Genomic DNA, 25,657 nt, shown 5'->3' with positions numbered 1-25,657 from the left:
TGAGATTGGTGCTTTATGAGTATGATTGCGAGTGTAGTGGAATTTAATTTTCAATGATTAATTTTCAATTTTCAATTATTTACTACTCATTATTAACTGTTCACTGTTCACTGTTCAGTGAAAATTAATAATTGTTGATTGACAAAATCCTTACCGTATGAAACATAGAGTTTGTGGGTTGCTAATCAAGGATGAGCACGCCTTATTGATTGAATATCGTTATCCTTCTGAAGATCCACTATGGCACATACCAGGAGGTGGCATTGAGGAGAATGAATCTGCAGAAGAAACATTGATCAGAGAGTTTGAAGAAGAATTAGGGATTGAGATAGAAGTGAGTAGTGAATGCTTATTAACTGCCCTCAGTCACCGAAAAAATGATGGGAAACCTGTCAAACACTCTGTATACCTTGTACACCAACTGGATGGTTGTGCTCCTCAGATACAACCTGAGCATTCTTCTGGCTATGCTTGTCGCTGGGAGCCTGTATCCTTACTTGCCGGCCGAAGACTGTACCCTAACCTGGAGAACTATATTGAGCAGTTATGCAAAGGGAAGGAATTTGGGGATATTGGTGAGGTAGAGCCTGCATGATAGGAGAAAGGAGAAAGGAGAAAGGAGAAAGGAGAAAATTTAAATTAAGTTCCCCCTTTTACCTACTACTTTCTACCTTTTACTGTGGTTTGGGCGACCACATGGGGTCGCCTCTACTTTTTACCTTTTACTATTGCTCGGGCGACCACATGGGGTCGCCCCTACTTTTTACCTTTTACCTCCATTATTCCTGCCCGTTCTCACGAAGAAGAATAGTACCTGTAAACGGCTGTAACATTAGTGGCACTTGATCCGTCACTTGTATGCTTTCCTCCGTTATCAAATCATGGTACGTACCCATTTCATTCAGCCTTACCGCTTGTGGCTTATCAGACATATTGAAAATGGATAGGATCTTTTCATCCCCCAATGAACGGCTATAGCCCAATAGCATACGATTGTCATCCTTCAGGAAGAACTCCAAATCTCCATCTACCAAAGCATCATACTCATTTCTAATCGCTCCTAGCTTCTCATAGAAGGCCATCAACTCCTTATCCTGTTTTACCTTATCGTTATGATCTTTTTCGCCTTTGATATTATAGCGTTCATTCTCAAAGGTAATATCATCCCACAACAGTGGCTTACGATCATCTGGGTCATCAGCACCCCACATGCCCATTTCATCTCCATTCCAGATATGCGGCGCTCCCACAAAGGTATACTGATGCATCAGCATCATTCGCATTAGCTGGAAAGTAAGCGCATCGGGTCTTCCTGTTTTATAAGTAGGATCATCCGTCGGTTTTGCATTGTACTTGTACTTGTTCTTATTGAAGAAGGAAGTACTGAAGCGAGGGGAGTCATGACTAGCCGTTAGGTTCATCATTGCCTTCTGGTTTCTCAAGTCAATTCCTCTCATGGCTGCATCCAACTCATTCACAAACTGAGAAGGAGTCGCTCCGCCCTCTGCCATGGCAAAGAACTTACGTGCGGGCTTATACCATTGATAAAACATCACCGCATCAAACACATCCCCTTCTACATAAGGACGAGGATCCATCATATGGTCTGGCCATTCTTCCCACCAGATCTCTCCAACCAAGATCGCTTCTGGATTCACCCCTTTTACAAAATCACGATAGTCTCTCCAGAAACCCATTGGAATTTGGTCTGCCACATCCAAACGATACCCATCAATTCCTTTAGAAAGGTCTCCATTGCCTTTTGGGTCTAACCATCTTTTGGAAACATTAAAGATATGTTGCTTTACCTCTTCAAGCATATTCCCTTCATAAGGGTGTCCATGCTTACGGTCTACTACGTCAATCTTCTTTAGCTCCGGCAAAGACGAAAGCCCTGCCCAACCGGTGTAAGCAAACTCATTCTCCTCTGTTGCAGGGTCATCCCACTGATCAATCATATACCAGTTGGCATACTTAGACTCCTGTTGCTTCTCTAACACATCTTGCCACGCCCAGAAAGACGTTCCGGTATGGTTCCAGGAGTAATCCATTACTACTCTAATCCCTCTATTATGTGCTTCCTCAACTAGCTCCAGAAACAATAGGTCGGCCGAAGTCCACTTCCATGTTTCAGGGTTTTCAGGATCTTCTGTCGCCATAAGTTCCATATCCCCCTCCGGGTCCGGCCCAAAGTTCACATCAATATGACGGTAATTTCTCACATCGTACTTATGCAAAGAGGGAGCATCATTCAAAGGATTGAAATAAATCGCCGTCACGCCCAATTGCTCTAGGTAATCCAGCTTATCCAATACGCCTTGCAAATCACCCCCATAACGACGGTGCTGTATCTTGGAGTAAAAATCTCCTTCCAGTTCATCTGCCCAAGGATCTGGCTTATACCAGTCTTGTTCCCAAGGAGTCACTGCCCAGTTTTCAGGATAGGCTTGTGTATTAGACCCTTTGATCGTCTCCAAAGTAGGATCATTGTCGGTATCTCCATTGCGGAAGCGTTCTACAAAGATTTGGTACCAAACGGCATCCTTTGCCCAGGTGGGTACCCTTAGTTCCTGTTGTTCATTAGTTTGTTCCGAAGAAGGCGGTGTCGCACATCCTCCGGCTAGCATAGCTGATGCTAGCAAAAAGGTTTTGATATTTAGTTTATTCATTATAAAGGTGTTAAATGACACTACTTCATTTTTCGTGTACATATTACACCGAATATCTTGAAAAAATAATGATTGATATTAATATTATGATATTTATTGATGAGTTAGAAGACACAAAGATACTTCTTGACAGAAAGTAAGCGTTACAGCTACTCAAAACCCTATTCTTACGTGAACCCTCACATGACGCGAGGGCCTACACTATATAATTTTATAGAAAATAATTTTTATAAACAGCCTCTGTATGGATATAAATACACTGATAAGAAATAATAGAAAAACACTAATTGCGATCTTCGCGTTTGCAATGGCTGTAACTGTGATGGATATATATGGTTCTTATGTACGCAGTAAACGTCAACCACCTTTTCTTGAGGAAGATTATGATAGCCTAATAAATGATCAAAAAACTCAAGAGGTTTTGGGAAAAGTCTATAAGGATAAATTAGAATATATAGATTTCTCAAGGGTTTCTTCTAGTAACGTCGATACCACTTCATACAAGATTACTTTACATGGAGAAAAGAACACTCTTGAATACAGCGTATATTTACAGAAAAGTAAAGCTGGTAAATGGAGTAAGTATTCTATTACTGAAGTGGTCAAATAGTTTTTATATCAATAATTAGATAGTAGGAAGGTTACTTGTTACCCATTTTTTTCACCCACCCGAGCGTGGACGCTCGGGGAAAACGCTTTTGGGTCGTAGCGTGGACGCTACGACCAGTATTTGTTTGCATACGGGGCAAACTAGATCGTATCATTACATGACGTGCGGAACGCTACGACCAGTATATTCGTATCCTGTAAGTCCAAAAAATCTTGATCACTACAAAGAGAATCCCGCACTCATCCTTATACTAAATAATGGTGCTGTAGTATCCGTATAGGTCAAGCGATGTACAAAGTAGACCTTAAACACCTTTAGTATATTTTCTATACCATAGTAAGCTTCTGCATAGGGCAGCTCCTCCAGTGTTCTCAGTGATCCTTCTGCTTGCTCACCATACATCATGGCTTGATTCTCCTCCGAAAGGCTACCATATAATAGGTTGGCTCCTCCAAACGCCCTCCATCGCAATCGGTTCATTAAGGGAATACGATTAAACAACAGGCCTTCAAATTGATGTAATAGTCGTAAAGAGACGTAACGATCACTGACAAACTCCAGACTATTCATCTGGTTGAAAGCGTCGGCATTATATAATATAGGAATTGTATTGCCTAGATGGTTTTCCAGTAACGGAAAAGGCAAAGGCGTTGGTATAAACCCTGCTGTCCAACGATAAGTAGTCTGTCCAAAGCGACTTCTTTTAAGTTGCTGTAAACTGCCCTCTACCTTATGGTAACTCAACGCTGACACAGATAGCTGCGGAATCCCATACGTATACTTCAAGAAGATCACGGGACGACTATCGCTGCTGATGGCCATACGGGTATTATAAGCCGTTTGCACATAACGCACACCTGGCGCATAGGTCAAGGCCGCTGATACTTCGGTATGATCGAAGCCTTCCTGACCCTTCAGTACCGGATCTTGTCCTTCTTCAGCGTTGTCATAGTAGCCAAAATCAAAAACTGGAGAGAGTTGTCGATGTCTCAACACAACCCTAGAGGTCAATCCTTTGGTAATGTCAGATTGCCACCATACCTTATAAAGGTTATACTCAAAAGGTGCGATCAAAGTACCCCAACGATTGGCCGCACGGAACAGAAATGGCAATGGTCGCTCATCATCTGTTAATCCCACCTGACCGATATCCCTGGCATGCATCCCACCGATAAGGTGCCATTTATCTCGATTGATAAACCAGTTCCCCATCAGGCTGTATTTTATTTTCTGATCCCTTGTGCCATAGGCAACATATCCTTCCAATAGAAACTTCTTACTCAAGTCAACATTGGTCAAGCCTCCAACTTGCAAACGCACCCCTTCAATATCATTGTAGGCGATCACCTCTCCATAGGTGCCGACATCTAGTCCTCCGGCATTGATATATCCCGTTCCCAAGATCGTCGCCAAGGCCATGGTTCTCTTTACACTTTTCATCTGACTCACGGAATCAATCAGTGCCAGATGTTGTGGATCTACTCCCGCGACATCTAATGCATCCAATGCGTTGGTTGCTACTTCCTCCGAAGACTGTTTTTCTTCTTCCGAAAGCACTACCACTTCCTGCTCGTAAAAAGAAGGCTCCTGAGGTACGTTTAAGACGAACCCTTTATTCTCTATATAATTTTTGTACAGTAGCTTCCCTAACTTATTTCCACCAGAAACCCTTAGCAACATCAACTGCTTTTTAGGCATTAAAGGTTGATCGGCTTCTACCTCTACTAATTCCTGCTCAAAGTATACACTGTCCACAAAGTTAATGTTTGCACCTTTCCCAATCCCTGCCTCTATTTTCTTCATGGCATAACGGTGGTCTTCATCCGCAATGTATACCACTCCAGAAAAAGCGAGATCTTGTGCTCTCTTGGGCCAAAAGCGAATTTTATAGCAAGGAATACCATCCACGACATGCATCTTTTGCAAGTCCAGCTCATAGTCGTAATACATCTTCCAGCTTTTTCCCAAGGGAGAGATAAACTGCTTCTGCATCACCGACACATAGTTTCCGTAAAAATTGTAATCCTGAAAACCCGCTCCTGTAAATTGAGAGAGCAAGGAGCCGTCATCCACTCCTATTCCTGCAATACGGCTTTCATACACACGCTCTGTGCGTCTCTTGGGTGTTTTCGCAAAGTAGTTTCGGGAGGACGTCTCTGAGATAAATACCGGCAACCCACTATTAGCTCCGCTCAACACCTCTTTTTCCCTTCCAGCCTCCATTACTTCCCTAAAGACCTTCCGCTTTTCCAGCTTTTCGTTCAGTTCCGTCAATAAAAACTCATTACGGGTATAGGTCTGGTAATCATAAGCCTCCAAACGATCATAATCATTCTGCTCCCTATAATCAATATAATGACGAATAATATCCCATGCTGGGTTCTCATATCCCTTTCGGGTAATCACCAACTCCTCCATTTGCCCACTCTCGGGTATCAAAGTAATCTTTAAAGGAGTATTCGTACGAGGTACCGCCACTTTTCCCTTTTCATACCCCACATAGGAAATCAATAAATACGTATAGGCAGGGCGAAATGGAATAGAGAAATTTCCATCCGCATCCGTCATTCCACCTATTTGGCTTCCTTCATAATATATATTAGCAAAAGGCACTCCTTCTTCTGATTCTGCATCTACCACCTTACCTATAAGGGACTGTGCCAATACCGAAAAGGGCAAACATAACAGTAGGCCTACCCCTACCCAACCTATCATAAGGTCTTTTCTCATAATTAATAATCGTACAGTGAAGACGTAAGAAAAAATTTCGCGAATAAACGAAAATCTAACTGATCACAAGCTACATGGTTCAATAATAAATGGAGAATTATTCTTAATAATAGTTCATAGACGCCCTTCTTTCAAAGGAGATTTCTTTTTTTATCTCTAAAAGTCACTCTAGACTTGCTTATATTATGCGCTAATAATAATACTCGGTTATCGGGCGCCATGCAATGGTTATCGGTTATCGGTTATCGGTTATCGGTTATCGGTTATCGGTTATCGGTTATCGGTTATCGGTTATCGGTTATCGGTTATCGGTTATCGGTTATCGGTTATCGGTTATCGGTTATCGGTTAAGAAAATTATTTTACCCCTAAACGACATACAATACCCTAAAGGTATTTTTCAATATTTTTTTAAACGATAAGCAATAAGCGATAAACAATAACCATTGCATGGCGCCCGCAAACATTCTTTTCAAGCGATAACCGATCCACTTAATGTAGACTACTACAATAACATCAATATTCATCACCTCTATAATTATTTTTTAATCATGAAGTATATCGAGGTTGTCGCTGCAATCATTCGTCACAAAGAAAAGTACCTCTGTGTTCAAAGAGGAGTCAACAAATATCCTTATATCTCTCACAAGTATGAGTTCCCGGGAGGAAAAATAGAGAAAGGGGAGTCTCACCAACAAGCCTTAAGAAGGGAAATTCAAGAAGAACTTTTAATGGATATTGAGGTCAAAGAACATCTACATACCGTAGAGCACCGCTACCCAGATTTTACAATCAAGATGTACGCCTACTTATGTACTTCAGCTAACGATGAGTATACCCTTACGGAGCACATCCATGGCCTATGGCTTTCAAAAAATGAACTGGAAAGGTTAGATTGGGCCGCTGCGGATATTCCGATAGTTCAAGGAATTATGAGGAGTAAAGGATGAAGGATGAAGGATGAAGGATGAAGGATGAAGGATGAAATGTATTTGAACTATAAACGACAAGCAATCATCGATCAAACTTTTTTCAAACGATAAGCGATAAGCGATAAGCGATAAGCGATAAGCGATAAACAACAACAATAATATTACCATGACAACAACACTACAAACCACTTCCCTATTTATTCCAATAGGCAACGACCAACTCCATCTCAAACGATTTTACAATGAAGACAGTAACGGAGAGGCTGTCTTGATGATCCATGGTGCTATTGAAAATGGAAGTATTTTTTACGCCAAGAAAAAGCTCAAAGGACTCGCACCCTTTTTAGCGCAAGAAGGCTATGATGTTTATGTGGTTGATTTGAGGGGAAGAGGATTAAGTACTCCTGCAGTCAATAAGACTTCTACCAATACGCAGTACGATACTATTATGGAAGAAATTCCAGCCTGTATCCAAAAAATCAGAGCCATTCGTTCAGAACATACCCCTATTCATACGGTAGCACACTCTTGGGGTGGAGTATTACTACTGGCATACTTAGCCCGACATCCTCAAGAGACGTTTAAAAGTATGAACTTCTTAGCTACTAAAAGGAGCATCAAGGTAAAAAACATCAAGAAACTATGGGAGGTGGACGTCTTCTGGAGTGCTGTGGGAGAAATGCTCACAAGGGTCAAAGGATATCTTCCTGCTAAGGAATGGGGATTTGGAGCCGACAACGAATCTCGGGCAGTATACAGAGATTGCCGACAATGGGTATATGCCTTGAATGAATGGAAAAGCAATCAGGATGGGTTTGACTATTTGGACGCATTAGCCAAAGCCAATAATATTCCTCCTACGCTTTACCTTACGGGACTTAAGGAGTATTACCTGGGGCACCAGATGGATGTCAAACGCTTGATGAAGGAAGTCAACAACCCCCAAGATCAATTTATCTTATTGTCTAAAGAGAATGGATTCAAAAAGGACTACGACCATATCAATATTTGTACGAGTAAGGAAGGACCTCAGGATCACTTTCCACTAATCGTAGAATGGATGCGATCATGTTGAGGCGCAAGCCGCCTCAACAAAAAAAAAGCCGATCTGCATCAGATCGGCTTTTTAACTTATTACTTGGGCGAATAATGGGATTCGAACCCACGACCCCCGGAACCACAAACCGGTGCTCTAACCAACTGAGCTATATCCGCCGTTTTGCAAAACTATATATAAATATTGGGCGAATAATGGGATTCGAACCCACGGCCCCTGGAACCACAAACCAGTGCTCTAACCAACTGAGCTATATCCGCCATTTTGCAAAACTATATATAAATACTGGGCGAATAATGGGATTCGAACCCACGACCCCCGGAACCACAAACCGGTGCTCTAACCAACTGAGCTATATCCGCCATTTTGCAAAAACTATATATAAATTGGGCGAATAATGGGATTCGAACCCACGACCCCCGGAACCACAAACCGGTGCTCTAACCAACTGAGCTATATCCGCCATTTACTGTTTTTGCGAGTGCAAATGTAATAGACATTTCTATAAGCACAAAACCTATTAGATAATTTCTTTATCTTTTTGAATAAAACTACTGATTATCAAGGAGGAATTTTTAACTATCAAGAAAAGACCTCTTCTGATACCAGAATGTAATCTATAAAACCTAAGTTAGTGTGAGTAATTAGTCGCAATGAAATAATATATTGCGCAATTGACTTAAACAATACTTTAATGCGGTATAATAAACATTTAACTATATAATAATAGGATTATTAAAAGTTAACCACTATATTAAAAGCAGTTAATAACTCAAATTCTCTTATTACTACTATCTACTAAATTTTAATTTTTCTTGTTGATGCAAGAAGGATTTAACTGAAAAAGCCTGTGTCGAGACACAGGCTTTTTGTTTTTCTAGAAAGTAAAAAAAATCGACAGACTCTTTTTATTTAATGTTAAATTTATAACTATTGTATTAATATTTAACCATCTATGATTTTACACACAGAATCAGTGAAAAAATAAACTATCAAATGACTACTATACCAGAAATTGTAGAAGATATCATTTCCCGCTCTCCCTTCCTTGTAGAAGCGATCTCCGACGACATTATCAACTTTAGTGCCCTAGCCAGAAACATTCGTCCAGAGATTGAGAAAAGGTTACATAAAGAAGTACAGAATGGCGCTATCGTGATGGCTCTTAAACGAATGAAACCCAGACTAATGGGACAAAACCTAGAAGGGGATGTACAGGAATACCTTCGTAGTATGGGAGAAATCATTGTACGCTCAGACTTGGTAGATTTTGCTTTTAAGAACTCCAGTACACTTGTCGGTAAGCAGCAACAACTTCTAAATAAGTTACAAGAGCAAAAAGATATATTTCATGCTTCCTCCAAAGGCGTATACGAGACCAATATTGTCACCAGCAAATGGATCGAACGAGAGGTTATGCAAATTTTTGAAGAGGAAGAATTACTCTCTAAAATTGATGATCTAGCTTCAGTCACCATGCGTATGCCTACCACCTATAGTAAAGACGTTCCTGGAGTATTTTACTATATACTAAGACGATTGGCCTGGGAAAACATTAACGTAGTAGAGATCATCTCCACTAAACATGAGTTCTCCTTAATTGTCGACAAAGATGCCGTCAATACGACCTTTAATATGCTCAATGATATGAAGAGCAGACGGAGTTGATAATGAAGAATGAAGAATAGAGTTATTTAGTATAAGCAGAAAACTCTGAGCTATTAAAATAGGTCAGTGGTACGCTATAGCTTTTATAATTTTCAATGATCAATGATTAATTTTCAATAATTAATACACTCTAGGGCTAGTTCAGCAGCCTTTTTTGGTGATTCATTTTAATTAAAAATTGAAAATTGATCATTGAAAATTAATCCACGCTAGAAGCAGTTCAGTAGGCTTTTTTACTCATAGACAATTAACCGTGATAACCTCTATTCTTCATTACAAATTCTCACTCCTAGCAAGAGTACATCATCTATTTGCTCATCTCCCCCTTTCTGTATCCATTCCTCCAGAACTCTTCTCAATCTTTCAGCGACCCGCTCCATAGGTTCTTGCTCTTGTTTCAACAAGATATTCTTTAACCTATTCATGGTAAACTTACGATTGTACTGCCCCCCAAACTGGTCTGGATAGCCATCTGAGAACAGGTAAATGGCAGAAACCTCATCCAAGCGTAGCTCGTGATTGGGGTATATCCTTTCAACTCCTCTCACTACTCCTCCTACTCCATACTTCTCCCCTTTAATCAGCATCACCTCCCCATTTTTTATATATACCAAAGGGCGGTGTGCTCCAGCAAACTGTAGGCTACTCCAGTCTTCAGCAAAAACACATACTGCCAACTCTATACCATCAAAATTTCCTGATTCCCGCTGCTGCAACATACTTCTAACCCTGGAGTGCATCATGGAAAGAATACGGGAAGGATCCAACACTTGCTGTACCTCTACAATATCTTTGACCAACTCCATTCCCATCATACTCAGCAAAGCCCCCGGAACCCCGTGACCTGTACTATCCGCAACAATGATGACCAATTTCCCTGCATGCTTTTCCACATAATAGAAATCGCCTGCGACTACATCTTTAGGCATATACAGTAGGGTATACCGCCCTACTCCGATCAGTTCATCTAATTTCTGGGGGGTTGGCAAGGTGGCTTGCTGTATACGGCTAGCATAATTAATGCTGGAAGTAATCTCTTTGTTTCTAGCCTCCAATACCTTTTTGTTGGATTCAACCTCCCTGTTCTTAATTTCCAGCTCACTGTTGGATAAAGAAAGTAAACGGGTACGTTCTGCAACCTTAAACTCCAATTCTGCATTGGCTTTATTAAGTGCTATAGTTAATCGTTGGTTATTAGAAAATACGCCTATATAACGATAGGATAGTAGGATTGCCATTAAGATCATAAACACCAGCACCGAAATTGTGATCATGGGAGGCGTAGAGAATAATGATAAGCTAATGAGAAAATCATTGGTACAAGATAGTAACACAACGATCATTCCTGTAAGAAGTAAACTCCCTCCCCTCATCTTATCCTTAATGGCTTTGATATTCGCTTGAATGACAAATATCCAAAAAACCAATAGGGCAGAATAGGTAATGATACTCAGGTACGTGAAGTAATTAGGGGGAAAAAATAGTAATACAACCACAAAGACACCTCCAGCATAAACCGTACTTTGAGTGACCCTATCGGATATGTACGTACTCAATATTTCTTTTAGAAAGAGGGGAAAAGCAATAAAAACTGCAACGAAGGATAAATACTCCAGGCGTAAAAGCCATAACCAAGAAATACCCGGGCACCAAAGTTGAAGTAAATACTCATCGGTGACCAACTCCCTTAAAGCCAAAAAAGTGCTTCCCATAGAAAAATAAAGCATCGCCTTATCCTGACGGTGCATCATATGAAATACCATAAAGTAAACGCCCATGATCAATAGTATCCCAAAAAAAAGCACATCCTTAACGACCGCCTTTTCACGGTAATACTGTATCTGCGCTTCACTGCCAATCAGTATCTCACGCCACATACCTCCATTACGGTGATCATAATTAGAGACTTGTATCAGAATATCGAGATAAGAAGAATCGACCGCAAAAAACACCGCCTTTGGATTAAACCCTCCTTCTGACTTTTCAGGGTCTACCGAAAGTACTCCTTCTTTATCCAATAATTTTCCATTGACATATAGACGATAGGCTGTAGCAAAAGTCTGTAATTTCACCCCCAATAATGTTGGATAATTCTCTCCCAGGTATACCTTGAGATGGTACGTTCCATATCCTTCCGCCGTGAAAGGCGCCTTCCATACCCCCGGGACAATTATATTATCCCACTTCTTCTCCTCTATCGTATCAATGCTATCAGGAGGAATTAATGCTTTCCAATAAAAATGCCACTCACCATCCAAGCGTACCTTATCTTTCTCCCAATCGATAGATGATAAATCCATCCATCCATGTTGGGCGATCTGGGCATTTCCAAAAAAAGAAATATGTAATAGAAAAATAATCAGCAGCCTATTCATAAACATGTTGTGCTCTAAAAACTCTTCCAATAAGCCACCTTTTCCACCTTCCTTGCTCTATAGCTCCAAATCGTTGTATAAGTCAAGCAATGAACGTCCTTCTATAGGGTTGATTTTATCTAGGTTAATTTCTATTCCCATAACCAGAATGTCATCCGTTTGCTCTTCATTTCCCGACAACATCCAGTTTTCAATATGTTCCTCTAAAAAAGTGGCTCTTTGCTGTAATGGTAGATGGTGAACTTTCTGTAACAATTTACGAAAATTTACACTCATATACTTTCTATTATTCGTACCTCCGAACTGATCCTGATAGCCGTCAGAAGATAAGTATATCGTCAAAGGTCTACTCACTTCTACCGTGTGTATCGGATACTCTCTTTTGTGTCCCCTTTTTTCTCCTCCAACACCATAATGAGCACTTTTTAGCACATATTGCTGCCCATCCTGTATATAACACAAGGACATTTTTGCTCCAGCATAAGAAAGCAACTCCAGTTTTTGATCGATCACACAAACGGCCACATCCATACCATCTGAGTTCCCTGATTCTTCCTGATGTAAATTGGTCCGTATTTCCTTATGAAGTACCTGAAGAATCAGGGAAGGGTTAGTAATTTTTCTTTTGATGACAATTTGATTCAGCAACTCTACCCCCACCATACTCATAAAAGCTCCGGGTACGCCGTGCCCCGTACAATCTCCTACCAGAATAATCAGCTTCCCGTCTACTTCTTCCACAAAGTAAAAGTCACCGGAAACGATATTTCTGGGCCTGTAGAAGATAAAGTATTGCTCTCCCAATAACCTTTTTAGATGATTATCTGAAGGAAGTAATGCTCTTTGAATACGTAAAGCATATTCAATACTTTGGGTAAGCATCTCATTTTGATCCTGCAACTCTTCGTTCTTATCTTCAATTTCCGCTTGATGTTCTTCAATTCGTTGGTTTTTCAACGCCAACATCTCATTGGATGTAACCAACTCTTCTGTACGCTCCCTAACCTTATACTCCAAGCTATGATTTGCCTCACTTAATTGTTGATTCAGCTCCACATTGTCCGTCACCATACGGGAATAACGATACGACAATACCGCTCCTTGACAAAATATAAAGACCAAAAAGCCTATACCCATCATACTTCCAGTCTGTATCACCATCTGAATATGAAGTATATCGTTACATACTGCCACAAAAAGCAAGAAAACCCCTAAAAGGAACACCCTCGCCCCCAGTTCTTTATAAAGAACAGCCCGAATAGTTTGTACCACGGTATATGCCCCTACACCGAGGATAATATATTGATTGTAGTTGAAGAGGTCTGCAAAAAAGGTAGGAGAAGTCATTAGAACAATAACCGTATGTATGGCAGCCCAGGACATGACCCCTAAAAGGAGGTATTGATTATAATATTTAGGAAACAGGCTTTTGTAATACATCCCAAGAAAAGCTACAATAATCATATATAGCATAAACTCTGTCCGTACCAGCCAAATCCAAGGCACTTCTGGCCATACTAAACAGATGATATGTTCATTGGAAACCAATGCTCTAATAAGCAACATAAAGCAGGTAAGAGAATAATACAAGGCCGACCAGTCCTTATTTCGAATAGAAAAGAAGGTCAGATAATAAATGCCCATACCCAACAAGCTCCCTATCAACAGCATTTCCTCCAGCAAGTCCATCAACCATTTATAACGAATACTCTTATAGGACCCTAAATGAATACTCCTCCATATTCCTCCTTTACTATAATTAAAATTGGCTACCTGAATCACAACATCGACTGTATCTCCTTTCACCTCGAAAACACTTACTTCTGGCTTATAGCCTGGAATATACTCTTCCATCGCACGGCCAACTTTTCCAGCAGTATAAACCTCTTTTCCATTAATGAGTATACGCCCCGATGTTCCAATAATCGTATTTCTTAATGCTAATCGTGCAGGAGCTTCTTGTGGCAACAACACTTTTAGGCCATAGGTCGCATACCCTGTTTTTTCATCCCATAAAGAGGGCACTTCCTGCAAGGAATTAAATTTTGACTCTATCAGCGTATCGTGTAACTGTTGCCATGCCAACATCCACTCTCCATCTAAAGGATATGTACCCTCCTGTATATTTTCCGCTCGCAGATCCAAGACACCCCGTACTGCTAGAGGAGTTTTTGCTACAGCTGTAAAATTGACTAAACAAGAAAGAATTATTATCAAAAACTTTTTCATACCAAAGATGTCCTTACAAAAACAACTCTTTAATATGTGTTAATATTTGATAACAATGTAAATAAACAGGGGGAGATGTAGGTAAAAGGGAGGTTTTGAAGATTTTTGAGGAAGGAGGTAAGAGGTAAGAGGTAAATAATGCTTTTTACTAGAGTTTATCACGGTTAATTGTTTATAAGCAGGGAAAAGTAGTGAACTGGTTCAAGAGTTCAAATTCCGGACGAGGTACGAGTAAGGAATTGCTCTTGGACCAAGCGGTTTACTACCTCAGTCAAGTCTAATGCGTACTGCGCTAGTCCAAGAGCGTATTGATAGTCGTCCCTCCTATCAATACTGAACTCTTGAACTAGGAGCATATTTTCTACCCATACGAAACTAACCGTGATAAAGTATATTGATTGTTTATATCAGGGGGCTTTTCATACATAGCCCCTAATAACCGATAACCAAAATTAATTAAAAACCTGCTCAGCTGCAGCCTTCAATAACTCAGGGCTGATGCGTTGCTTATAATTCGGGCTCACATACTCAAAACCGATTTCTCCTTTGGCATTGACAAAAAATACTGATGGAACTGGTAGTTCGTGATGTGCTTCTCCAGAAGCTTCTTCCAGGTTGATTCCGAAAGTTTTATACTTCTTAACTGTACCATCACTGACCTTAAACGAAATACCAAAGGCACGAGCTACTTCCATTGTCGCATCCGAAAGTAAGGTATAATTCAAATCATGCTTTTCCATACTTTTTTGTAGCTCCTCAGGACGATCAGGAGAGATGGCAAGAATTTGATACCCTTTAGCGATCAAATCAGAAGAAATAGCTCCCAACCCAGACAATTGTCTGTTACAATACGGGCACCAGCCTCCTCTGTAAAATACTATAATTGTATTTTCTCCTTTCACCAATTGCTTCAAGGACACTGTATTTCCTTCTATATCTTTTAATTGCTTATCAGGAACTTCCTCAGAAATCAATAAGGGAGAAACATCTTCCGCTTTCATGGGAACATTTGTTTCCTGTGCCGTTCCCAAGGCTGTCCAAAATGTAAAGGCTAAAGTGATTAGTAAGGTCTTTTTCATTTTCTAAATACTATTTTTATTTAATGTTCATTGTTATGTATTTAAAAACACTATTAAGCTATAGGTTCCTAACACACCCTTAGCTAACCTCACAAGATCTATTTTGTTTAAAAAGGTTATAGAGGTAAGAGGTAAAAAGTAAAAGGTAAGAGGTCTCCTTACTTTTTACCTCTTACCTTTTACTTCTTACCTTCTTCTGTCGTCAAGTAGTATTTTTCCTCTATTGCCAATCCTTTTATGCCTTTTACTTTCACTTGGATATCCTTAAGCTTTGCATGGGCTATAAACCCTTCTATGATTTCCAATACATCTTGATCAATCGTTACCGAACGACTTCCATCAATCAGTAGATTCGTATTTCTAGGTAAATTTTCCAGCATTACCTTGATTTGAGCCTTGTTCAAAAATGAAACCTCCTCGGCTAAACGAAGGACTACCTTGTCCCCTTCCTGATGCTTCTCTTTTCGAAAAGAATAAGGGATTTGATAGTTATGTTTAAGAATAATAAAAATGGCTACAGCCATTCCCAACCCTATTCCGATAAGCATATCCGTGAACACTAACCCTAGTACTGTCACTGTGAAGGGAATAAACTGCGCCCATCCCTTTCGATACATTTGTCTAAATAGCGCAGGATTAGCCAACTTATAACCAATCATCAATAGTACCGCCGCCAGACTGGCCAATGGTATCTTATTCAACGTTACTGGAATCAATGCCACACATAGTAATAAAAAACCTCCATGAAAGATGGCTGACATTCTTGTCTTTCCTCCGGAGTTGACATTTGCAGCACTTCTAATAATGACCTGAGTAACCGGTAACCCTCCAACCAATCCGGAAACCATATTGCCAATACCTTGAGCTTTTAACTCCCTATTGGTAGAAGTAACTCGCTTATAAGGATCAAGTTTATCCGTTGCTTCCACTGATAAAAGGGTTTCCAAACTAGCGACCACAGCAATGGTCATCCCCGCTACATAGACTTTAGGGTCAAGGAGCGCTGAGAAGTCAGGGAAAGTCAATAATCCCAGAAAACCCTCTATACTATCCGCTACAGGTAAGCTCACTAAATGCTTGACTTCTTCATTGTTATCTAACGTCCACTCAGGATACCAATATTGATAGGTTTCATTCAATAAAGCTCCCAACACCACCACCAATAAAGGGCCTGGTAACATCTTAAGTACCTTGATATTCTGAATCCATTTACTCTCCCAGAAAATCAATAATGCTAAAGATACGATGGTGATCAAAATTGCCCCTTCACTATTATATAAAAAGGCATAATAGATCTCTTCAAATGTATTATGGCCATCTTGTTGAACAAACTCCAATTCTCCTTCCCAAGAAGGGTCATAGCCCAAAGCATGAGGAATTTGTTTTAGAAAAATAATAACGCCAATCCCTGCCAGCATCCCTTTAATGACTGCTGTCGGAAAGTAATGTCCAATAATTCCTGCCTTAGCTACTCCTGCAATAAATTGCACCACTCCAGTAATAATCACTGCCAATAGAAACACCTCAAAACTTCCCAGATCCATGATTGCATCGGCTACCATCACTGCCAGTCCAGCTGCTGGACCACTTACCCCCAAGGCTGACCCACTCAAGGAAGCAACCACCAGTCCTCCTACCACTCCCGCTATAATACCCGCAAAGGGAGGCGCCCCTGAAGCCAAGGCAATCCCCATACAAAGTGGTAAAGCGACCAAAAAGACCACAATCCCCGCCAAGAAGTCACTTCTCAGCTTATCAATAAATGATGTGTTCCTTATGTCCATAATCCAAATAAATAATTATTAGTGGCTATAGTCATTCCGTCAGGTTGTTTGTGCCCCAAGGATCCTTAAAACCAATCACTAAAATAGTCCACTGACTAGTGGTCTAAACACTAAGTGTTCTGATAGAAATAAAGGTGCTACTTCCAAATGGATAAAGGAGGAAGGAAGAAGGATAAAGGATTACCATCCATAGGTTCCTATTCCTTTATCCTTCTTCCTTAAACCCCTTAACAGTAGCTCTTAACTATAAGTTTACTTGGCGTTCAGTTCACTAATACAGTCTCCAATTCCCTGTTCGGTAGTACCTTGGCAGCACTGGATTGTGGATCGTATTAATCTCAATAGAATCTATCGGCACCAAATCCTTTCCAAAAGAGGTAATCATCATCATCGCATCCCGAGTAAGCCACTTGGTATCCACATCCTCAAAAGATAACTGCTGCAAGGTTGGCTTTAATGCTTCTTGAGGAATTTCCTTGGCCCCTACGATCCACCCCCACTCTCCTAACGTAAGCACTTGATTGTGCATAGGCAAAGTATTAAAGTCTGCTTTTTGCATCGTCTTTTCAATACAACGGAATGCCTTTGTGGCATAGTATGGACTTCCTGCCTGTACGATCATCACTCCTCTAGGACGTAAACGATTATAAATCATACGATACATCTCATAAGCATATAGCCTCCCCAGCTCGATACTCTTAGGATCTGGGAAGTCCACCATCACTACATCGTAGAATGCTTGGTTTTCTTCCATAAACGTAAAAGCATCTTGATTGATCACCTTTACTTTTTCGTGTGTCAAAGCACCTTTATTCATATCCGTAAAGATCGGATGTGTTTTAGCAAGCGCTGTAACCTCAGGATCCAAATCAACCAAGGTTATACTTTTAACAGAAGGATACTTTAGTACCTCACGAGCCAGGCAACCATCTCCTCCCCCCAATATCAATATATCTTGTGGATGCTCCTGAAGCTTCATGACTGGATGAGCCATTGGTTCATGATATAGGTGCTCATCAAAAGTACTCAGCTGTAGATTACTATTGATATAAAACCAATAATCTTCCTTTAACTTCGTAACCACCAAACGTTGATAAGGTGTTTGTTTTTGCAAAACGACCTTGTCCTTATAACGCTGTTGCTCTCCATAATTGATAATATCTTTTGCCCAAAATCCTCCCGTAAAAATCACGATACTTACCAATCCCCCTGTCAGCAATAATACTTTTCTATAAAAAGGCTGTAGCATCCCCCTCAAGCGAAAGAATAACATCATGGCTACTAGTAAATTGACAGCACCCAATACAAAAGGCGTATAAGTTAATCCCAAGTACGGCAACCCTACAAAGGCAAAGAATAACCCTCCAATCAAGCTACCAAAGTAATCCTTCTCCATCACCGCTGAAATATTGACCCTTAAAGACTCAAACTCCTCATTCAATCGAGTGACCAAAGGTATTTCCAAACCAATCAGTAAGCCTATCAGAATACTTAATGCATAAATCAACACCCCCTCCAACGGAAATGTGTATATACTCAATGCATCATTAAAACTAGCGTAAGAGGCTGCACCATAGGCGAGCAAAGAAGAAAAAGCTACTAATACAGACAGCACATACTCTACAATGATAAAACGTTCCAGTAACTGCTTCTCCATGTACTTACTCAATCGACTCCCCAATCCCATAGCAAACAACATAAAGGATAGAATCAGCGTCCATTGTAGTACTGAGTTTCCTAGAAAATAAGTCGCCAAAGTAGACAGGATATATTCTGCGACAATCCCTGACAGTCCCGTTGCAAAAAGTGCTAACTTCAGGGTATTTGACTTCGTAAAAAACTTAAAAATCATGCTGGTTAAAATGTTCTTTCAATCAAAAATATGAGCATACATCAACGATACTCTTATAAAAAATCATGGTACTTATATGAGACCTTATTTGGAAGACGTCTTCCGATAGAAAATCCCAAACAAGCTCTTATAACTCAATTACTCACAAGGTTCAGAAATATCTGCATCTTATCAATCATTCCATAGTACTCCTTCCCCCCCAGGCTTTCTCTAAGTGCTATCAAATGCTGCCACTTTCTACGTCCAATCTTTTCCTCCACAGAGACCTTGTGCACCTCCCATTCACTCAAGCGATATTTTTTCATATCCATCTGTAACTGTCGTAAGCTGATTAGTTCATCCTTAGGGTTCATAATCAACAAACAAGGCAGGTTACAACGCCTAAATTGCTTTTCCCTAATGATTTCCTGCATACGAAAGAGATTTTTATAAAACTGTAAAGGCAAAACGTCGTGTACCTTTAAATGTGAGGGGGCAAAACTAGGAATAGGCATTTGCATCGGCAAGCTAGCCAAGGGCCTAAACATTCCTGATTGTATATAAGTAAACGCTGCAGGCGCCATCAATACGACTCTATCTACATAAGTAATTCCCTGAGGTAATAAAGATTGCATACACAAATAGGTCAATGCTCCTAACGAGAACCCTACAAAATGAATCGGGAGATTACTTTTCCCTCTCAATTGCTTGGCCGTCTCTAATCCTTCGGTTAGATCCGATAGCCAATCTTCTACTTGTACATCCTTCGTCTGCTCAAAATTACTTCCCTCCTCGTGCCCCTTTAAAGAAACCATTACCACATGACATTGAGACATTAAGAACTGCCTCCCTAAAGGCTCCATATTCGCAGGGCGATTATTCAATCCATGCACCAAAACAATGATCGCCTTAGGCACAGAGTTTTGCATTATCTTAAAAATAGCCATATATCTGTTAGATTATTACCAATTAACTTGAAAATATCATATTTTAAGAGTTGTTTGTACAGCCATTTACTACCCATGCAAGCACATGGGTTTCATAGTATAAAAATGAGGTGATCTACTCCTCTCCATAAACAAAGACTAATAACGATCCCAAAAAACGATCAAAAGATTTTTCATTGTACACTATCTGATAACCTCATGACTACGCTTATTACTAACGCATTGACCCTTTCTATACTAGTTTTCGGATTAGTTTCCTTATTCAAGGGTACTTCTAGCTTTATGAAGGGAGTAAGCAGTAAATCATGGCTTCCTATTAATGCTACCATATCAGATGTTAAGAGTAAAAAAAGCATTCAGGCTACTGATGGAGAAATCTTAGTATCCAACAATCTAAAATCTTGTATACAGTATAGGTACCAAATGGGCAATCATTTTGAATATGGAAGCTTTGTTATAGAATATGTTGCAAACAATTATCATAAAGGTGATGTTATAAAGGTGTATTACAATCCTGAAAGACCCTCTGAATCGATGGTCTACCGGGGTGTACAAACCAAATGCATAGAGCAAATTTCCTTAGGAGTTGTTCTACTATGTGCTTGCCTCTATTTTTTGATTTTCTAAAATCACCTATACACACTTCATGATATAAAAATGGCGGATAAAATGATTTATCCGCCATTTTTATTATGTCTTCGGTAAGGATTTTATTTCCCTCCGTAAGATCCTCCTGAACGGCTTCTGGAAGAGCTTCCATAACGCCCAGAACTACTGCTCGTTCTAGATCTGCTACTGCTTGAACGGGAACCTGCAGGCCCATAAGCACTTCTCCCTGCACTAGAGGTTACCGAACGACGGTAAGAATTATTATTAGCCATTTTAGAGGTAAATGTACGACTTCCCCTACGGGCAGTCGAAGATGAAGTTGAACGTTCATTCTTCGGTCCTTCCTTGGCTGCTGGTGAGAATGTCCCATATTTTCTAGGAGCACTCGTCGATGTCGTACCATAGTAAGGTCTACCAGTGCTTCTATAACGAGAGTAATCGTTGTAATAACTACGATATACTGGTTGATAGAATGTCCATGCAAACAAAGAGCGCATCATAGCATACTTTCCATAGAACTCCCAGAAAGAACTGCCATTACTTCCTGTTTTCCACTGTCCATATTGAGGATTCCCCACAAATTGAGAGTAGCCAGCAGGTCCTACTTGCTTACTTAACTTGCCGTCGGTCATGGTTGCCAATTCCATTCCCATATCATTGACGTGGTTATCAAAATAAGCTCTCGGTACGTCATACCAATCCGTAAGGTGCTCCTTTGGCGTAGCTATTGTATCCCCTGCAGCCTTTTCCATGGTAATGACTTTGTAACGATGCTTATAGTGGTCGCTGGAAAATAAGTTCTCTTCCAAATCCATATCATCCAATACAATTGTATAATCTTGTGTACGTCCTTTTTGCTTGACAATTTCATCCAAGGGTAACTTGGTAAATTCTGGCTCACTACTACAGCCAACCATGAAGAAAAAAGTCATCAACAAAAATGGTACATGTTTATATCTTTTCATCTTTCTTTTATAATGAACTAAAAATTATGGTTGATATTAATTTCTAATTATTTGCTTATAGGAAGAATATTACTGAAAGCGGACTCCGGCTCTACCACCCCTACAGCTGCTTCAAAGGATTCTTTACCCCATTGTTCTATGGATAGGTAGTGACGTTCTGTATCGTCATAATAATCCCAGGAAATAAAAGGCTCAAAACGAGTATCCTTGATATTTCGGAAGTATCCCTCAGACTCTTCATCTCGGTAATAGACTTTTCCATCAAAAATAATTTGTCTTGGCGGCTTCCCTCTCTGCACAAGTGCTTGCTCCACTTCCTCATCCATACGTCCCCAACTTAGCTTTCGGGTTACCGTACACTCTACTTCATCATCCTCTTCCACGCCCAAATAAAGCGTATCATCAGCACAAGTTAGCTTAAACTCATAGGTAAAGTAATCGTTACCCCAGTCATATTCATACTCTTCTGTTACTTCCCATGTTTTCAGGTCGTAATCCAATATAAACCCTTTCCTGATATCCATTACCTTGATATCGGTAGGGTCATAATGAGGTTCTTCCTCTTTCTTCTTTTTAAAAAAACCAAATGGCATATTTCTAATCAATTATTGTCATCACCTCTTCTTACCTATCTTGAAGAATATTTTGTATTTTTGTCACTCAAAACTAAAATGAAACTTCACAGCAATTAAAAACGGTAAGAAAAACGGCGTTTTTTTTGCTTTGCTTATATTATCTTAACACATAAAGATAAAGCAAAATATTCACAAACGAATGCTTCCTTTTAATTTTCCTCCCCAGCCTATCAAAACGCGTATAGCCCCTACTCCGAGTGGTTACCTGCATATAGGCAACGCTTATTCTTTCTTGCTCACATGGATTATTACCCAAATACAAGGCGGTGAGCTTTTTTTAAGAATCGACGACATTGACAGTCCCCGTATTAAGGATGCTTACTTGGACGATATCTTTCATACGCTAGACTGGTTAAATATTACATACGATAAAGGGCCTGAAAATGTTAAGGATTTCAAGAAAAATCACTCCCAGCAGCTACGCATAGAGGAATATCAATATTACTTGAACAAGCTTAAGGAAAAGCAAAAACTATTTACCTGCAATTGCTCTCGTTCCGAAATTAAAAAGCACAGTACGGACGGGCAATACCCTATGCATTGTCGAACCTCTGAGCGTGCATGGGAAGCCCCACAAACAGCTTGGCGAATTATTACCCCCAACCAAGATATTCTAATTCACGACCTATTAAAGGGACCTATCTCACTCAACCTTTTTCAGACCATGCGTGACTTTGTCGTTCGCAGGAAAGAAGGCATTATTGCCTACCAAATAGTTTCATTGATTGAAGATATCAAGGCCAATATTAACCTTATTGTGCGGGGAGAGGATCTTTTGAGTTGTAGTGCGGCCCAACTTTTGCTAGCTAAAGAACTAGGGTTATCAAGCTTTCAGAATGCTTCCTTTATTCATCACTCCCTTATTATGGACAAAAATGGGCAACACAAACTCTCCAAGTCCAAAGGAGCTGCTTCTATCAAAGAGTTACGGCAATATCATTCACCTAGTAAGGTGTATCAACTAGTTGCCCAGCATATGAAATGGGAATCACACGGTATTGAAACCTTAGAAGACTTACTGAATAGTGCCCAAGAGCGACTTCTTCAATAAGCACACAATGAAAGTTTTATAAAAAATTACTACTAAAACTCTTTTAAATAGTTTATCATTGTTAAATGTACTTTTTAAAGTTAGAATGTCGTTATTCTAATAAGTACATATTTTTCGTTCAGTAGTCGAATTAAAAGCATGACGAATATCAGATTCATTTTTTTATTGTTCTTTACTTTTTTAGCACAAGTTCAATACACACAAGCGAGAGAGCTAATCCGATTGAATAAAAATAGCACAGATATTGACCCTACCGCTAAAGTAGAGATCTTTATCGATGAGTCGCATCAATATACTATTGAAGATGTCAGTGCGCCCTCATTTACGGGATTTCGTCCAAGTCAAAAAACACGCATTCTCAATGAAGGCTTTTCATCTTCTACCTATTGGGTTAAAGTAGATTTACTTTATGAAGACAAAATCTTTACCAATTGGTTATTAGAATTAGGGTATCCTTCCTTGGACCATGTAGAATACTACTTACTTCAACCTGGACAAGAAAAAGTAGAACGCATCAAAACAGGAGACCGAGAAGTTTTCAGTAGCCGTGTCATTGAGCACCCTCTATTTTTATTCCCCCTTAGTTTCAATAAGCAGGGGCACCATACTATTTTCTTGAAGATTCGCTCTAACGGACCCATCAATATTCCGATCCGTTTGTACCAGCATAAATCCTATATTGAACGTAGTACCACAGATTCTATAGGACATGGGTTGTTCTTTGGAATGCTATTACTACTATGTATCTATAACGCCTTTTTATACTTATCAGAAAGGGATGCAAGCCATCTGATCTATACCTTACCGGTCATCTCCTTTACCTTGTATTATTACTCTTTACAAGGGCATGTTTTTCAGTTTTTACTCAGGGATTATCCAGAAGCCTCTAATCATGTCACTATCTCTATCTTAAGTATTTGGATTGTGACTTCAGGTTGGTTTTCCTATCGCTTCCTGAATCCTAAAAAGTACGCCCCTTCTACTGGGTATATCCTGATTGCCGTGATCGTATTAGGAGCGCTTACCTTTATCAGTACATTCTTTGTGAGCTATAGACAATCGGTATATATCATCCAATTTTCTTGGTTTACATCCATCGCCCTGTTGTTAGGCACATCGGTATATGCCTGGAGTAAAGGTCACCGTTATGCACGTTTCTTCTCTGTAGCCTGGGTTTTCTCTATGGCTGGTGGTGTAGGTTACGTACTGGTTATTTCCAACGTAGTCCCTTCCAACTTCATCACGGATAATGCTTTGGTACTAGGACAGGTAATTCAAGTAGCCTTTCACTCTATTGCTTTAGGTGATCGACATAACATTTATAAGGAAGAAAGTAAGCAGGCAACACAAGCTTTGATTGCGATGGAGAAATCGGCCAAGGAAACATTGGAGGTCAAAGTAAAGGAGCGTACTGAAGAACTAGCACTGCGCAACGAGGAAATCGAGGCCCAAGCAGAAAAGTTACAACACATCAACCTGGAGGTATTTGAGAAAAATCAGGAGCTAGAGCAGCAGAATGAAGAGATTGCGGCACAGCGAGATATGGTAGAGCAAAATAGCAGGCTGATTGAAGAGAAAAATAAGAAGATTACTTCCAGTATCAATTATGCTTTAAGAATACAGAGTGCCATTCTTCCTTCCGAAGAGAAGCGTCAACGACTATTAACCGAGTCTTTTGTATTTTACAAGCCTAAAGATATTGTCAGTGGTGATTTTTACTGGATCGAAGAAGTAGGGGATACCATTATTATTGCAGCGGTAGACTGTACAGGACATGGCGTTCCTGGTGCTATGATGTCCATGTTGGGAGATAGTAGTCTCAAGCAGATTATACAATCACAAGAAGTTACTGAGCCAGGAGCTATCTTGACATTGTTGAATCAACAGGTTATTAACTTCTTGCATAAAGACTCCAGTATGCGAGATGGAATGGATATCGCCATCTGTACATGGAACAAAACTTCCAACACCTTAAAATATGCTGGAGCCAAGAATCCACTGGTATATGTTGAGAACAATAAACTATACAAAATAAAGCCAGATAAGTTCTCTATTGGTAGTGCCCCTATTGACTTCCAATACAGCACTAACACCATTACAACTACTCCGGATTCTACCTTCTATATCTTCTCCGATGGATATGCAGACCAGTTTGGAGGACCTGAAGGACGCAAGCTCATGAGCAGAAACCTTCAAAACATGCTTTATATGATTCATGAAAAACCTATGGATCAGCAAGTAAAAGTCGTAGAAAGTTTCCACAACAAATGGGTGAATAGCAAGGTTCCTCCTTATAGCCAAATTGATGACCTTTTGGTGATTGGCTTCAAGACATGCTAATTTATTCAGGTTGTTTAATTGAGCTTCGCTCGTTCATATTGTTTAGTTGTTGATTCAGCTTTTTCAGAATCAAGCAAGCATATAAAATCCCCCTTGATGTTCCGTTGAACTTCAAGGGGGATTTCTTATTCATGTGACAAAGGTAGA

Annotated in this window: 18 protein-coding genes and 4 tRNA genes; 8 read left to right on the top strand and 14 right to left on the bottom strand. The window is 40.0% G+C overall.

All coding sequences use genetic code 11. The features are described 5' to 3' along the window. Positions 1–157: 157 nt before the first annotated feature. Positions 158–595, top strand: coding sequence for an NUDIX hydrolase (locus tag ABD985_RS01720; protein WP_345368690.1), 438 nt, complete (start codon positions 158–160; stop codon positions 593–595). A gap of 184 nt (positions 596–779) precedes the next feature. On the opposite strand, the gene ABD985_RS01715 is transcribed toward ABD985_RS01720, so the two are convergent. Continuing rightward, entirely contained in the window at positions 780–2,669 is a 1,890-nt protein-coding gene (locus tag ABD985_RS01715; RefSeq protein ID WP_345368689.1) for a glycoside hydrolase family 13 protein, read from the bottom strand. Between the two features lie 244 nt (positions 2,670–2,913). On the opposite strand from ABD985_RS01715, the gene ABD985_RS01710 reads away from it, so the two are divergent. Beyond that, positions 2,914–3,279 (top strand): hypothetical protein, encoded by a 366-nt coding sequence (locus ABD985_RS01710; protein ID WP_345368688.1) that lies wholly within the window; start codon positions 2,914–2,916, stop codon positions 3,277–3,279. 219 nt (positions 3,280–3,498) lie between these two features. Here the strand turns inward: ABD985_RS01710 and ABD985_RS01705 are convergent, their stop codons facing one another. Further along, positions 3,499–6,009, bottom strand: a complete 2,511-nt coding sequence (locus tag ABD985_RS01705) for a DUF5686 and carboxypeptidase-like regulatory domain-containing protein (protein ID WP_345368687.1) — start codon at positions 6,007–6,009, stop codon at positions 3,499–3,501. Between the two features lie 550 nt (positions 6,010–6,559). On the opposite strand from ABD985_RS01705, the gene ABD985_RS01700 reads away from it, so the two are divergent. Further along, the gene (locus tag ABD985_RS01700; protein WP_345368686.1) at positions 6,560–6,958 is read left to right on the top strand and encodes a (deoxy)nucleoside triphosphate pyrophosphohydrolase; all 399 of its coding nucleotides are present in this window, start codon (positions 6,560–6,562) and stop codon (positions 6,956–6,958) included. Positions 6,959–7,106: 148 nt separating this feature from the next. Next, on the top strand, positions 7,107–8,015 hold the full coding sequence (locus ABD985_RS01695) for an alpha/beta fold hydrolase (RefSeq protein WP_345368685.1): 909 nt from the start codon (positions 7,107–7,109) through the stop codon (positions 8,013–8,015). A gap of 66 nt (positions 8,016–8,081) precedes the next feature. Here the strand turns inward: ABD985_RS01695 and ABD985_RS01690 are convergent. The 4 genes from ABD985_RS01690 to ABD985_RS01675 form a co-directional block, all read right to left on the bottom strand. Then, a tRNA-His gene (locus ABD985_RS01690) sits at positions 8,082–8,155 on the bottom strand. Positions 8,156–8,183: 28 nt separating this feature from the next. Continuing rightward, positions 8,184–8,257, bottom strand: a tRNA-His gene (locus tag ABD985_RS01685). A gap of 28 nt (positions 8,258–8,285) precedes the next feature. Continuing rightward, a tRNA-His gene (locus tag ABD985_RS01680) sits at positions 8,286–8,359 on the bottom strand. Positions 8,360–8,386: 27 nt separating this feature from the next. Continuing rightward, positions 8,387–8,460: transfer RNA gene (locus ABD985_RS01675), tRNA-His, on the bottom strand. Positions 8,461–8,993: 533 nt separating this feature from the next. Here ABD985_RS01675 and ABD985_RS01670 point away from each other — a divergent pair. After that, positions 8,994–9,665, top strand: a complete 672-nt coding sequence (locus ABD985_RS01670) for a hypothetical protein (RefSeq protein ID WP_345368684.1) — start codon at positions 8,994–8,996, stop codon at positions 9,663–9,665. Positions 9,666–9,928: 263 nt separating this feature from the next. Here the strand turns inward: ABD985_RS01670 and ABD985_RS01665 are convergent, their stop codons facing one another. The 6 genes from ABD985_RS01665 to ABD985_RS01640 form a co-directional block, all read right to left on the bottom strand. Beyond that, the gene (locus ABD985_RS01665) at positions 9,929–12,046 is read right to left on the bottom strand and encodes a 7TM diverse intracellular signaling domain-containing protein (RefSeq protein ID WP_345368683.1); all 2,118 of its coding nucleotides are present in this window, start codon (positions 12,044–12,046) and stop codon (positions 9,929–9,931) included. A 51-nt stretch (positions 12,047–12,097) separates the two neighbouring features. Continuing rightward, entirely contained in the window at positions 12,098–14,269 is a 2,172-nt protein-coding gene (locus tag ABD985_RS01660; RefSeq protein WP_345368682.1) for a PP2C family protein-serine/threonine phosphatase, read from the bottom strand. A gap of 452 nt (positions 14,270–14,721) precedes the next feature. Then, entirely contained in the window at positions 14,722–15,348 is a 627-nt protein-coding gene (locus ABD985_RS01655; RefSeq protein WP_345368681.1) for a peroxiredoxin-like family protein, read from the bottom strand. 179 nt (positions 15,349–15,527) lie between these two features. Next, entirely contained in the window at positions 15,528–17,132 is a 1,605-nt protein-coding gene (locus ABD985_RS01650; protein ID WP_345368680.1) for a SulP family inorganic anion transporter, read from the bottom strand. 271 nt (positions 17,133–17,403) lie between these two features. Beyond that, positions 17,404–18,984, bottom strand: a complete 1,581-nt coding sequence (locus ABD985_RS01645) for a polyamine aminopropyltransferase (protein WP_345368679.1) — start codon at positions 18,982–18,984, stop codon at positions 17,404–17,406. Between the two features lie 134 nt (positions 18,985–19,118). Continuing rightward, positions 19,119–19,910 carry an alpha/beta hydrolase gene (locus ABD985_RS01640; RefSeq protein ID WP_345368678.1) on the bottom strand — a complete coding sequence of 264 codons (792 nt, stop codon included), beginning with the start codon at positions 19,908–19,910 and terminating at the stop codon, positions 19,119–19,121. Positions 19,911–20,108: 198 nt separating this feature from the next. Between ABD985_RS01640 and ABD985_RS21270 the strand changes: the two genes are divergently transcribed. Then, complete coding sequence (locus ABD985_RS21270) at positions 20,109–20,537, top strand: DUF3592 domain-containing protein (RefSeq protein WP_425550429.1); 429 nt, start codon at positions 20,109–20,111, stop codon at positions 20,535–20,537. An 83-nt stretch (positions 20,538–20,620) separates the two neighbouring features. On the opposite strand, the gene ABD985_RS01635 is transcribed toward ABD985_RS21270, so the two are convergent. Together ABD985_RS01635 and ABD985_RS01630 are read right to left on the bottom strand one after the other, a co-directional pair. Then, a complete protein-coding gene (locus ABD985_RS01635) occupies positions 20,621–21,484 on the bottom strand; it encodes a hypothetical protein (RefSeq protein ID WP_345368677.1) in 864 nt (287 codons plus the stop codon). Positions 21,485–21,531: 47 nt separating this feature from the next. Then, the gene (locus ABD985_RS01630; RefSeq protein ID WP_345368676.1) at positions 21,532–22,077 is read right to left on the bottom strand and encodes a DUF4178 domain-containing protein; all 546 of its coding nucleotides are present in this window, start codon (positions 22,075–22,077) and stop codon (positions 21,532–21,534) included. Between the two features lie 181 nt (positions 22,078–22,258). On the opposite strand from ABD985_RS01630, the gene ABD985_RS01625 reads away from it, so the two are divergent. Both ABD985_RS01625 and ABD985_RS01620 read left to right on the top strand, forming a co-directional pair. Next, entirely contained in the window at positions 22,259–23,170 is a 912-nt protein-coding gene (locus ABD985_RS01625) for a glutamate--tRNA ligase family protein (protein ID WP_345368675.1), read from the top strand. Positions 23,171–23,308: 138 nt separating this feature from the next. Continuing rightward, the gene (locus tag ABD985_RS01620; protein ID WP_345368674.1) at positions 23,309–25,510 is read left to right on the top strand and encodes a 7TM diverse intracellular signaling domain-containing protein; all 2,202 of its coding nucleotides are present in this window, start codon (positions 23,309–23,311) and stop codon (positions 25,508–25,510) included. The last annotated feature ends 147 nt before the right edge of the window (positions 25,511–25,657 follow it).

Origin of the sequence: Algivirga pacifica (assembly GCF_039543525.1) — a bacterium.
Classification (GTDB): Bacteria; Bacteroidota; Bacteroidia; order Cytophagales; family Flammeovirgaceae; genus Algivirga; species Algivirga pacifica.
The sequence above is the reverse complement of the archived record's forward strand: the minus strand, read 5'-3'. Positions and strand labels throughout refer to the sequence as shown.